This is a genomic window from Olavius algarvensis spirochete endosymbiont (assembly GCA_900608495.1).
In the GTDB taxonomy this organism is placed as follows: Bacteria; Spirochaetota; Spirochaetia; order DSM-2461; family DSM-2461; genus UBA2779.
In genome coordinates this window covers 40,073-51,943 of the sequence record UWYT01000113.1, presented here as the reverse complement: position 1 = coordinate 51,943, position 11,871 = coordinate 40,073, and the positions used below count along the sequence as shown (strand labels likewise).

The window sequence follows — 11,871 nt, the reverse complement described above, 5'->3', positions numbered from 1 at the left end:
TTTTCACCTAGATATCCTAATCCAATTTCGCGGTATAACGGCATTCGATTTGGCGCAACCAAGTGGACTTCAGGACAAAACGTTCGGCAAATATGCCAATAAACAGGCCCGCCGCAACACCCGATCCGATTGAAAGCGGGGCGATAATCCGTGCCTTCTCACCGAAAATGAAAGCGATAGCCAATACCACCTGGATGGATGAGCTGGCTAACGCACCCACAAGCGACACACCGATCAGGCTCACATGACGACCGCCAAGGCGATAAACGCCGAACATAGTTGCAGCCGAAATCAACGTGCCTGCAGCGGAAAACAGAAACACATAGGAAGCCAACGTGCCGTTCAGCAATGCCTGTCCGAGAATTTTCAAAAGGATTACCAGAATCAAATCCACGGGTTTGAGAAAACGCAAAGCCAAGATGATTGGGAGATTTGCCAAACCAAGTCGAAAAAAGGGCAATGGCTTGGGAATTAAATACTCCACTGCCGACAAAAACAAACAAAGTGCACCGAAAAAAGCGCAAATCTCCATTCGTTCATCTTTGCTAGAACGCGACAGAATCCACCCCCGGCGACTGAGCATCTTCGGAAGTCACAGCAACAAGCCGAACAAAAACTCTGTTTGGCAAGCAGGCCACCCAGGCAGAGGTGCTGGAAATCTCTCCCATTGCAATACATAATTTGTCTCGACAATCCGAATCACTGATAAAGACAGCCCCACTTTTCACCTCAACGCGGGTTTTGCCTACCGGTCCATCCAGAGTAAGGCCGCCATCCTCCGCAAGAGGTAAAACGAAATGCTCATCAAGGGCTTCAATTTCAACCCTCAATTCTCCCTCCCCACTCACCGCAGACCAAAAAACCGATCCAGTGAAAACCATAATTGAAATCAGGAAGACGAGCCAATCAAGTTTTTTCAATCTGATCACAAGTTGTTATTCTATGATATGCATCCAATCAAAGTATTGTTTTTCGCACAAAATATGCGAAAAATGATAAATGCTTGACTAAAAAGATTTCAGCGTTTTTTGCTTGTTTAAGAATATGCCGCTTGGGGCAATCTCAGATGGTTAAGGAAGGTGCTGGCTGCAAGGAAGCCGCTATGGTTCAAAGCTGGAACAGATCCGAGTCTCTTCGAATCGAGTTACCACTCACCACGCTCAACCAGGAGTTCCCGAAGCCCCTTACAGGCCTTCTCCCACTTATACCCTGATACACTGCGGTTCGGTGGCTGCAAACGATACTGCGCCTTGTTGTAACGGAACTCAAACTTCTGCTGCTTGAACGTGTTCACAGCCGAAATCTCCCGCAGCGGAAAACTGACAAGCTCTCCTCCCGGATCGCCAACTTCAATACGATTACTGAATAATCTTGCCTCCCCTGATAATACATACACCATGGACTTCGCTCGTTCGGATTTCATCAGGTCAAATCCAGCATCGCTAAGCAAAACCGGGTCTGACTCATTTCCGTCCAGGGCATCTTTAATCCTTTCAAACAGAACCCGGTTTTGCCAAATCACCCACTCACGCGGTGTTTCAAAACTTGGCCCATCCTCGGGGTAGGAGAAGAAGCCGAATTTATCCACTGACACATGATAACCGCAGGCGCAGCTCAGAATATTTCCCCTGGAGTGTAAGTATCCAATTCTTTCGCAACTAGGACAAAGAAAATGCACAAGTTCCAGGTGTTCAGCCCGCAATTCGCTTAGAATAGGAGTCATTGTACTTTTTTGCCACTCGTATTCATCATGCCTGAATATCTCTTTTATGCGCCGTTCAATCTCAACCAACTTCATTCCTCCAATTTCGTCGGCATCGATAACTCGTTTATAATGAATCTCTACTCGTGTTCGCCTCATTTTCCAGGCCCATCGCGGCTTGGAAAAATACGCGCCTTTGCAAATTGGCACAATCACCGGAATTTTCAGTAAGCGCACTAATTTGGCTGTCGCCGGAATCAATTCCGACGTTGTCCCATCCCAATTTTGCTCACCCTCCGGAAAAATCCCCACCGGAAATCCCAGGGCAATTGCTCTTCGAAGTTCCTCAATCGTAGTCATATCCGACTGTCCCTTTATCTTTGGAATCACTCCGATAGCAAAGAGCAGCAGCTTCGAGGTGTCCCGGAAAAGCCCATCGGAAGCCACCCAGCGTACTGGTTTCCACGGCACAATGCTTACAAGAAAAGGGTCCCATTGATTCGTATGATTCGGCAGAAACAAAAACGGCCCCCGTGTGGAATGAACTATCCTGGAATTCCTGTAGCGTACTTTCATCCTGGAAAACATCAGAATAATCACAGGGAGCCTGACACAATAGTTTGTCAGGAAAATCACGATTACCTGAATATATGCTTTTATAGTTCTCATAGCTGCCAGCTATTTTAATTCACCTCATAGTATGCTGTCGAGAAAACTCTCCCCCAAACCCTGAGATTTCGTCAAACAAAACACACCTCATCTCCCCAAAACCTCAACCTTTCTGTATACTTACTTTGAGGTAGATATCATGAATCCGCAAGCTGTCGGTTTAAATGCCCAACTTGAAGTTGAGGGCCCAATCGCTCTAAAGCTTCTCTCTGAGAAAGGCCGAAACATATTTTTCCCACACCAGGGCATTGTCGGGCAGGGTTTAGATGCAAAAAACAAAGCCATTAACGCCTCAATCGGTGAGGGAAAAGACGATAACGGCGATCCTCTGTGTCTGTCCTCAATAAGCGATTTGCTAAAAATCCATCCGGCCGAAGCATTTAGCTATGCGTCGAGCTTTGGCAAAACAGCCCTGCGCGACCATTGGGCGAAGTCTCTCCGGAAGAAGAATCCCAGCCTCGGCAACACATCTATCTCACACCCTGTGGTAACCAATGCCATTACCCACGGCCTTTCAGTAGCAGGCTATCTTTTCGTAAATGAGGGTGACGAAATACTGCTCCCCCATCATTATTGGGGGAATTATCGCTTGATATTCTCAGAAGCCTACGGAGCCAAACTCAAAACCTTTGAAACCTTCGAGGGTAAGGGGCCAGGCGCCAGATTCAATCTGTCTGGCCTTCAAGATGCTATGATGCTGGAGGGTGAAAAAAAAATTCTCCTCCTGAATTTCCCGAACAATCCCACTGGCTACACCCCAGCTTTCGAAGAGAGTGATGCGATTGTCGATATAGTGAGAAGCGCCGCGAAAGCAGGAAAAAATATTCTAATAATAGCCGATGACGCATATTTTGGCCTTGTCTACCAATCCGGCATAGATGGCGAATCCTTATTTGCCCGACTCGCATCCATTCATGAAAACGTTGTGGCGTGCAAGGTTGATGGAGCCACCAAGGAAGACTACGTATGGGGATTTCGAGTCGGTTTCATCACTTTCGCAGGAAAGGGCTTGAACTCAAAGGCACTGGCAGTATTGGAAGACAAGGCGGCTGGCAGGGTGCGCGGAAGCATATCAAATGACTCTCACTTATCCCAGAGTCTATTGCTCACTGCTTACAATCAACCATCATATAAGGTTGAGAAGGCTCGAATATACAATATTTTAAAAAGTCGTTACACCGCCGTTGTTACAGAACTCGCCAAGCATCCCGAATATCAAGAACAGTTCAGTCCTCTTCCGTTCAACTCCGGCTATTTCATGTGTGTGGAACTCTCATGTGGAGATGCGGAGGCCGTTCGCCAGAAATTGCTAGCTAATTACGACACTGGCGTCATAGCTCTCGGCCATCTGGTGAGAATAGCCTACTCTTCCCTTCCCGAGGCTCAAATACCAAAACTTTTCGAAAATCTATTCCTAGCTTGCAAGGAAGTGGCTCGAAGTAGCCACCCCCATAACCCTTAGATTCCTGGCGAAGGTGCCGAGCCCAAGGGAATTTCATCGTTACAACTAAATCTTCTCATTCTCCTGCGTCACTATCCTTTTTAGCGCGGCAGTCGACACATAGATTGTTATCCATGAAATAGATGGTTTTAATATCCAGACTTCCCTCACAGCTAACACAGTTCAGACGGTAGGGGAAAATTTTTCCACGAAGTATTATTAGCACAAGCAGGATGACAACAAGGCCCACGTAGAAATAAATGTCTGTGAGTTCGCTCTTTACTACAGATGCCGCCAGTGTTGTAATTAGGAAAACCGCTATTGCCTGGTACAACGATGCCTTGCGTTTTTCAGCCGTAGACTGGCCAAAACGGCGAAACATCAAGTTGGGAACCAATACAACAATCAGGGGCCAGATACCGAGTTCAGCTACCCACAAAGAAACTGTGTTCATACAAAACTATTCTACTCAGGTATGGATGTTGGAGTAAATAGCAGAAAACCCTGCCCAGCTTGCCTTCTCCTTCGAGAAATTAATTGAGACTCAGGGGGCGCACACTGACGGGAATTGCATTGCAGTTGGGACTCCAGAGGCAATATACTGTCCTCATCATATAGGAGTTCTGCTTGGCCGGTATGTTTTTCAATAAAAATGACAATGTTGGAGCGGATGAATTCTGGAAGACGCGGGAAGAGGAATTGGGACTGCCAATACTTGGGAAGACGCTGGGGCAGGTGATTAGGAAAAGCAATTCTTTTCCTCTGTGGGGGCTTTTCTACACGACTTCAAAGGCTCTATATTTTCAAACCTTTAAATCGGATAACTGGCTGATGAAGCTTTTTTCGACAGGGCAACGAGGAAAGAGCCGAACCAGGGATGAGATTATCGAGATTCCAATCGAGAGAATTGAGATTTTCCGGATGCGGTCGAAAAAAGGTGGTCTGCTGAAATTTTTTCAGAAGCCGCCGTTTGTTGAGCTTGCATGGCGGGATGAGTCGGGGGAGCTGGAATGGATGAATTTCGAGACGAATGGAGATGCGGAGGCTTTTGTTGGAAGCTTGCCTAGATAGTTTTTCCTATTTATGCCTCCTTTCGAGTTCTTTCTCTACCTGATGCCAGCTAAGGCCGGAAGCTTCAAGTAAAACGCATAGATGATATACCAAATCGGAAATCTCGCTCACCATTTGTGCAGAATCACGGGCAAGCAGTACTTCGACGACTTCCTCGCCGATTTTTTTGCGGATTTTCTCTGGACCCTTGGAAAAAAGATGCGTGGTGTAAGATCCTTCTGGCATGTTTCTACGACGTTCAGCGATGAGTTCGGTAAGCCAGCTTAGGGAATTGCTTTGCCTGACTCCGCGGGTAATCAGGGAACCCTTCCGTTCTGGGTTCGGTGTTTTTTTTATATCGGAGGCAAGGGAAACTGGATTGCCGGACTCCACTCCGTTGAAACTGATGTCTTGAGGTTTGCTGTTGCCATATGGCCGGATATCTGCATCTTCCGGCAGGCTGAGTTCATAAAATCCGCAGGAGCGGCGCAGTGTGATTATTCCTGGCTCTCCGGGCCAGGGGAGTATTCTTTTTGTTTCGGGATGGAGTATCCAGGGATAGTTGGTTTCAATGCTTTTCTGATAAGCCTTACTGTTCATGAGCGCCGCTGCCTGCTTCTGTCCTTCGATGCGGACTAGCAGTGGCCAGGCGGGATCTTGTTCAAGTATGTTCATTCTTGGTTCCCCATAAGCTTGATTGCGTCTTCGAGGAGGAATCTGCCTTCGAAAAGGGCCTTACCCAGTATTACTCCGGAAATACCGGCGGGGGCCGTGTCGACTATGGCTTGTAGATGAGTCAAATCACCTATCCCGCCAGATATAATCAGAGGCAGGCCGGAGTTTTCGGCAATCGTGATGCTTTCTTGAATGTTCGGCCCTCCTAGCATGCCATCTCTGGATATGTCGGTGTAGATTATTTCCATTAGCCCGAGGCCTTTGATACGAGCGGCCAGCTTGGCAGCGCGAATGGCAGAGTCTTCCCGCCAACCGGAAATCTTTATAATGCCTCTTTCGGCATCAAGTCCAGCAATGAGTACAGAACCCAGAATATCTGCCCATTTCGAGACCAGCTTCGGGGTTTTTACCAAAGCAGTGCCGACGACGAGCAGGTCTATTCCTATTTTCAATACCCGCCGAGCGATTTCAAGACTGCGGATTCCGCCACCAAGATTGATGATTCCTGGAAAGGCTTTTCTAATCTTCCTTATCGCTGTTTGATTGTCGCCACTGCCTCGGGCTGCATCTAAATCGACTATGTGTAAACGCCTGGCGCCGGCCGCCGCGTATTGCGCGGCTATTTCATCGGGCTTCTCTCTATAAACTTTCACGCTGTCGTATCTACCTTGTTTGAGACGCACGCATCGACCACCTAACAGGTCGATTGCCGGAATGGCTAACATGGTATGTATTATAGTGTGTAGTTATGATAGACGGAAGTTTTGCCAGGGATGAAAAACGAGTGCCCTTTGTTTGTTGAGGTAATAACATCCCTGATTTCCTCATTTAGTTAGTCGATTCTAAGACAGCAGTATAAGCCGCAACGAAGCTTAAGGGGCGGAGATGAAGTGAAAATTCGAAATCCGGATTGGATAACACGGTCGATCAGCTTCCGTATCTCACAAAGGGGGCGACATGGCCATTTTGTTTTCATCCAACTAGCCTTTTGCTTGTATAACAGCTTATTATTGGGAATATGACTGGATACCGGACTGCAGGGAATTCGTCGCTATGTCTTTGAACCTCGAGAAGACTGGTGAGAAAGTGCTTCCATTCGATGAAAAACTCTTAAGAGATGTGACTCTGGAAATTCCCACACCTTTTTATATTTACGATGAAAAGGCAATTCGAACGATGGCCAGGCGCTTTGCAAAGGCTTTTGACTGGGCTCCTCGCGGTTTTAGAAATCACTTTGCGGTGAAGGCATGCCCCAATCCTTATATCTTGGAGATTCTGGGAGCGGAGGGAATGGGGGCCGACTGTTCGTCTATGGCCGAGTTGGTACTTTCGGAAGCAGTGGGAATTGTAGGTGATAGACTGTTTTTCTCATCGAACAACACACCTATTGCAGAATTTGAGAAGGCGATAGAGTTGGGCGGTGTGATTAATCTGGATGATATTACGCATCTGCGAGATTTGAAGAGAATTGGGATGCCGGATACACTTTCTTTTCGGTACAACCCGGGGCCGGCGAAGAAAGGAAACGCTTTTATAGGAAAGCCCGAAGAGGCAAAATACGGGCTTACAAGGGAACAAATGATTGAGGCCTATCGTATGGCGCTTGAATGGGGTGTGAAGCGCTTCGGGATTCATACAATGGTGGCCTCCAACGAACTCGATGTGGATTATTTCTTGGAAACAGCGGATATGCTGTTCAATCTGCTCTATGAAGTCTCAGAGAAATCTGGAGTTGCTATCGACTTCATCAATTTTGGCGGTGGAATTGGAATTCCTTATCGACCCGGCGACAAGACGGTTAATCTAGAAGCAATTTCGAACGGCATTAAGAAGCTTTACACCGAGTATATTGTAAATAGCGTGCTTAAACCACCAATTATCCTATTTGAATGCGGTCGCGTTGTAACCGGCCCCTATGGATGTCTAGTAACTCGCGCAATTCATGAAAAACATATTTACAAGGAGTATATCGGGATTGATGCCTGCATGGCAGACTTGATGCGTCCAGGCATGTACGGAGCTTATCATCACATCACAGTATTGGGTAAAACGGAAGTACATAAAAACTATGATGTGGTTGGAAGCCTTTGTGAGAACAATGATAAATTCGCGATTGACAGATCCCTTCCGAAAATTGAAAGGGGAGATATTTTGGTGATTCATGATGCCGGAGCCCATGGAAGAGCGATGGGTTTTAACTATAATGGCAAGCTCCGCCCGGCTGAGCTGCTGCTCGGCCAGGACGGCAAAGTAAGAGAAATTCGGCGAAAAGAGAATCTGAAAGACTATTTTGCTACCCTGACCTTCCCGGGGTTGTGAGACCTTCCAACCGAAAACCTCAGGAGCATGCGTTAATTGCTATGCTCACCAAAGCGGAAATCTAAACTATTGGGTGGACAAAGAACGAAATGGCGACGCTGATTTGCCCGCCTTTATCTGCACGATGTGTTCTTATCGAACCCTTGAATCTCAATTCTTACTTGCCTCTTCTGGAAAGGGGAGTGTTTTCATGAGACTTTCCGTATTCAACCATCGCACTTTGCCGGTTCATATCGCTACCATCCCAATCGATTGAATACATCGCACTAACTTATGGGAAGGGATTTCATCGATCACTGGCAAGCGGATTACTCTGTATGCTCCTGTTGTCTTGACACTGGCCCCCGCACGGTCATTGAAATTGGATGATGTGATTTCGAATACTGGCTCCATTCGTGAGTAAGCGTGGTGGAATCGCAATTGTTCTTTGCTTCGCAGAACCTGGAATTGAGCTTAGGATAGAGACTGAAAACCGCGAACAAGCCGCGGAAATTGGAGCTCGAAATAAACAAATGGGAAAAAATATCGAGAAATGAGTGATATTCATGTGAAACCATTGTTTGAAAAAAACTCATGGGGTCCCCCATCGTATATTTCCAATATCGAAAACCGTCAAAATACTCTATACTCGCGAAAGAGCTGACTATACGAAACTGAGGATTCAAGATGAACAAAAAACCAATGATCCCTTCAATGCCAATTAGTCGTCACGCAAAGGAAAGGTTGGGTTTACCGATTACCCGTTATGATTCCCTTGGGTATCTTCAAATTGAATCGCGAAGGCAAGCGCGTGAGCTGGCAACTCTCTATGCGAACATTGATGACAGCTTGATGCCTGCAGCTTCCGATTTTTTCGGGGCAGCTTATATACTGAGCGCCTGGCGCCTCCTCCTGGAGTATTACGCCAAGGGGCCTATGCCCTATGAAAAAACAACCCTGGCCGCAGTAGCGGTAAAAACTGCGCCCGCGGTATGGGACAAGGCGATTAGGAAAATTGAGCGGAGCTTCTTGAATACGCAAATCGACATTGCTCCTTCGTCAGACAAGCTCGCTCTCGATGTTCTAAACGAAAGACTCCTGCGATGTTGGACGCTAATCTCGATGTCGGCAAACAACCCGGCCTTCATTCCATTTGGAAAACTCTTCATCGCGCCTGAGTCGACCGGGGATGAAACACTCACGGCCTTATGGAATATCCTGGAAGAGGTCGACTCAGACGCCCTACCGCAGAAACCAGAATTTCTACCTCCCCTGGCCACCTTGAAAAAACCGGTAAAGTGCGCGCCATATTCGGTAAAAGACCAGATAAATTATATCTTGACGCACTGGGGAACGCTGCTCGAAACTCTTTCCCCCGGGTGGATGCCCGCTCTAATCGGCACACTCGACATGATGGAAGAAGAAAAACGCCTTCGCTTCGGAGGCCCAGACTCTAACGAGCGCCCGGTATATACCGAATTAAACGGGGTGGCACGATTCAGCAACGACGACGATTGGATGCCACACGTAGTTCTCCTCGCTAAGAATATCCTTGTTTGGCTCAACCAACTGTCAAAAAAGTATGAGCGCCCAATGCAAACCCTAAACGAGATTCCCGACGAAGAACTGGATATCCTTGCCTCAAGGAATTTCAACGCACTATGGCTTATCGGACTGTGGCAGCGTAGCAGCGCAAGCCAAGAAATCAAGAAGAGAATGGGCAACCCCGAGGCCGCGGCTTCAGCTTATTCCCTAAATGGATACAATATCGCCGAAGAGCTGGGCGGCTGGCCCGCTCTGGAAAATCTCAAGAATAGAGTGGAAATGCGCGGTATTCGACTATCAAGCGATATGGTTCCCAACCATGTCGGGATAAACTCAGACTGGGTGAAAAATTTTCCAAACCGATTAATAAGTGTAAACGAGTGTCCTTACCCCGATTACAGTTTCAATTCCGACAACCTGTCTGACAACCCCGCGATGGACATACGCCTGGAAGATCATTACTGGGATAAACGCGATGCCGCAGTGGTATTTAAAAGAACAGATAATAACAATGGCCAAGTTTGCTATATTTATCATGGCAACGACGGCACAACAATGCCATGGAACGATACCGCTCAAATCGATTTCCTGAATCCCGAAGCGCGTGAAGCGGTTATTCAAGACATACTGCATGTCGCTCGAAATTTCCCGATAATTCGATTCGATGCGGCCATGGTTTTAGCTCGGAAGCATATTCGTCGCCTCTGGTATCCGGCTCCCGGTTCGGGCGGGGCCATCCCGTCCCGCTCAGAGCATGCTCTCTCCGATAACGAATTCATGGCCGCAATGCCCTGTGAATTCTGGAGAGAAGTGGTTGATAGAGTCGCCATTGAAGCGCCAGGCACTCTGCTTCTCGCTGAAGCCTTTTGGATGATGGAAGGTTACTTCGTGCGCACACTTGGAATGCACCGCGTATATAATTCCGCGTTCATGAACATGCTGCGCGACCAAAAAAATAAAGAATACCGGGACATAATAAAAGAAACTCTCATGTTCGACCCTCGAATTCTCCAGCGTTTCGTGAATTTCATGAACAACCCCGATGAGGAGACTGCCATCGGGCAATTCGGCGACGATGACAGATATTTTGCCGTGTGCACTCTCCTTGCCACCCTGCCCGGGCTCCCCATGTTCGGACACGGTCAAATTGAAGGTTTCACGGAAAAGTATGGAATGGAATATGTACGCGCTTACAACGAAGAAGCACCCAATGTCCATTTAATATCCCGACATGAACGGGAAATTTTCCCCTTGCTGGCAAGAAGGTCGCTATTCTCCGGTGCTTCTTCCTTTCGCCTATACAACTTGCACAATGACAGTGAAAACAATGAAAATCTATTTGCCTTCACCAATTCCAATGGACAGCAGCGTGTTCTGGTTTTAGTTAATAATTCCTATTCAAGGGCTAGCGGACAAATCAATTATTCGGTTCAGATAAACCTTGAAGACAAACTGCAGAGCTTTCAACTCGCAAATAGCCTGGGCGTGAGCGAACTTTCGGACGACTTCTGGTTATTGATGCATGAGCATTTTTCGAATCTCTGGTATCTACGATCGGTGAAGGATATAAAGGCTGAGGGATTACATATAATGCTGGACGGCTTCGGTCGGCAAGTTTTCATGGATTTCCGAGTGGAGCAGGAAAGGCATGGCAATCTTTGGAATAACCTGGCAGCCAAACTGGGAAGTGGCGGCATCATAAATCCAGATGCAGCTTTGGAAGAAATTCGCCTTCAACCTATTCACACCATACTCCGGGAATTACTATCTCAGGATAGAATCACCGCCCTCGCCAGTGCCTTACGCAAAACAAGGACTCCATCTCTGGACGACGACACGGAAGCATTGCTAGCAAATCTCGCCAAAATATACCGACAAAACACCAATTCAAGGAGACGCGAGATTAGTAATTGTGTCCAGCTCGCGAATAACCGCCTTAAACGTTCTGCCAAGTCGCTACGCTTCTTTAACGCCCCGTCGCGCAGACTTCGCCGTTTCACCTCCGTTTCCTACGATGAGGCTACCTATCTTGGCCTTTGGAGCCTGCTTGTCTCTCTGCAATATCTTTTGAACTCCTTCTCTGAATCGGAGCAGGGAATCTGGTGCGAATGGGGGTTGGAAAATTTTCTTAGCCAGTTACCATTTGCCCAGGATAACTCCTCCCTTATTCAAGCCCTAAGAACGGCCCTCGCTTTCGGTAGTTTCAAAAACACTCACCCTCTTGAGGCCCTATCGGAACTTATCTCTAATCCAATCGTTCGTGAAAGCTGCGGGATAAATTTCTGGAACAACACGCTTTGGTATAACAAGGAAGGATGGGAGCTTTCCGTCCGATCAATACTTCTAAGTGCGAGGGTTGATTCCAGCATAGGTTCGCGTCCGCTACGCCGAATACTCCGCAAATGGCGCAAGGCCCACAGACGCGCCGGTTATCGAGTGGCCTCCCTTCTTGACGCTTGCCGCTAAAACGAAAGTTCCCCCAATCTCACTA

General features: G+C 47.4%; 11 protein-coding genes. 5 read left to right on the top strand and 6 right to left on the bottom strand.

Annotation, left to right across the window (positions count from 1 at the left end; genetic code table 11):
• Window positions 1-16 precede the first annotated feature (16 nt).
• The 3 genes from S1OALGB6SA_RS03080 to S1OALGB6SA_RS03070 form a co-directional block, all read right to left on the bottom strand.
• Complete coding sequence (locus tag S1OALGB6SA_RS03080; protein WP_037564932.1) at window positions 17-532, bottom strand: Gx transporter family protein; 516 nt, start codon at window positions 530-532, stop codon at window positions 17-19.
• 13 nt (window positions 533-545) lie between these two features.
• A complete protein-coding gene (locus tag S1OALGB6SA_RS03075; protein ID WP_124032522.1) occupies window positions 546-929 on the bottom strand; it encodes a NusG domain II-containing protein in 384 nt (127 codons plus the stop codon).
• Between the two features lie 215 nt (window positions 930-1,144).
• Entirely contained in the window at window positions 1,145-2,371 is a 1,227-nt protein-coding gene (locus tag S1OALGB6SA_RS03070) for a lysophospholipid acyltransferase family protein (RefSeq protein ID WP_124032521.1), read from the bottom strand.
• A gap of 139 nt (window positions 2,372-2,510) precedes the next feature.
• On the opposite strand from S1OALGB6SA_RS03070, the gene S1OALGB6SA_RS03065 reads away from it, so the two are divergent.
• Entirely contained in the window at window positions 2,511-3,833 is a 1,323-nt protein-coding gene (locus tag S1OALGB6SA_RS03065) for an aminotransferase class I/II-fold pyridoxal phosphate-dependent enzyme (RefSeq protein WP_124032520.1), read from the top strand.
• Between the two features lie 55 nt (window positions 3,834-3,888).
• Here the strand turns inward: S1OALGB6SA_RS03065 and S1OALGB6SA_RS03060 are convergent, their stop codons facing one another.
• A complete protein-coding gene (locus S1OALGB6SA_RS03060; protein ID WP_124032519.1) occupies window positions 3,889-4,266 on the bottom strand; it encodes a hypothetical protein in 378 nt (125 codons plus the stop codon).
• Between the two features lie 173 nt (window positions 4,267-4,439).
• Here S1OALGB6SA_RS03060 and S1OALGB6SA_RS03055 point away from each other — a divergent pair, with 173 nt between their 5' ends.
• Window positions 4,440-4,883: a hypothetical protein gene (locus S1OALGB6SA_RS03055; protein WP_124032518.1), complete on the top strand. Its 444-nt coding sequence runs from the start codon at window positions 4,440-4,442 to the stop codon at window positions 4,881-4,883.
• 6 nt (window positions 4,884-4,889) lie between these two features.
• Here the strand turns inward: S1OALGB6SA_RS03055 and hisE are convergent, their stop codons facing one another.
• Both hisE and S1OALGB6SA_RS03045 read right to left on the bottom strand, forming a co-directional pair.
• Entirely contained in the window at window positions 4,890-5,537 is a 648-nt protein-coding gene (gene hisE, locus S1OALGB6SA_RS03050) for a phosphoribosyl-ATP diphosphatase (RefSeq protein ID WP_124032517.1), read from the bottom strand.
• Window positions 5,534-6,262: a 1-(5-phosphoribosyl)-5-[(5-phosphoribosylamino)methylideneamino]imidazole-4-carboxamide isomerase gene (locus tag S1OALGB6SA_RS03045; RefSeq protein WP_124032516.1), complete on the bottom strand. Its 729-nt coding sequence runs from the start codon at window positions 6,260-6,262 to the stop codon at window positions 5,534-5,536. Before S1OALGB6SA_RS03045 ends, hisE begins: the two co-directional genes overlap by 4 nt.
• Window positions 6,263-6,590: 328 nt before the next feature.
• Here S1OALGB6SA_RS03045 and S1OALGB6SA_RS03040 point away from each other — a divergent pair, with 328 nt between their 5' ends.
• The 3 genes from S1OALGB6SA_RS03040 to S1OALGB6SA_RS03035 all read left to right on the top strand — a co-directional run bounded on the left by S1OALGB6SA_RS03040 (window position 6,591) and on the right by S1OALGB6SA_RS03035 (window position 11,846).
• Window positions 6,591-7,856, top strand: coding sequence for a diaminopimelate decarboxylase (locus S1OALGB6SA_RS03040; protein WP_124032515.1), 1,266 nt, complete (start codon window positions 6,591-6,593; stop codon window positions 7,854-7,856).
• Window positions 7,857-8,251: 395 nt separating this feature from the next.
• Complete coding sequence (locus S1OALGB6SA_RS10080) at window positions 8,252-8,392, top strand: hypothetical protein (protein ID WP_195910264.1); 141 nt, start codon at window positions 8,252-8,254, stop codon at window positions 8,390-8,392.
• Window positions 8,393-8,522: 130 nt separating this feature from the next.
• Window positions 8,523-11,846 carry an alpha-amylase family protein gene (locus S1OALGB6SA_RS03035; RefSeq protein ID WP_124032514.1) on the top strand — a complete coding sequence of 1,108 codons (3,324 nt, stop codon included), beginning with the start codon at window positions 8,523-8,525 and terminating at the stop codon, window positions 11,844-11,846.
• Window positions 11,847-11,871: the final 25 nt, after the last annotated feature.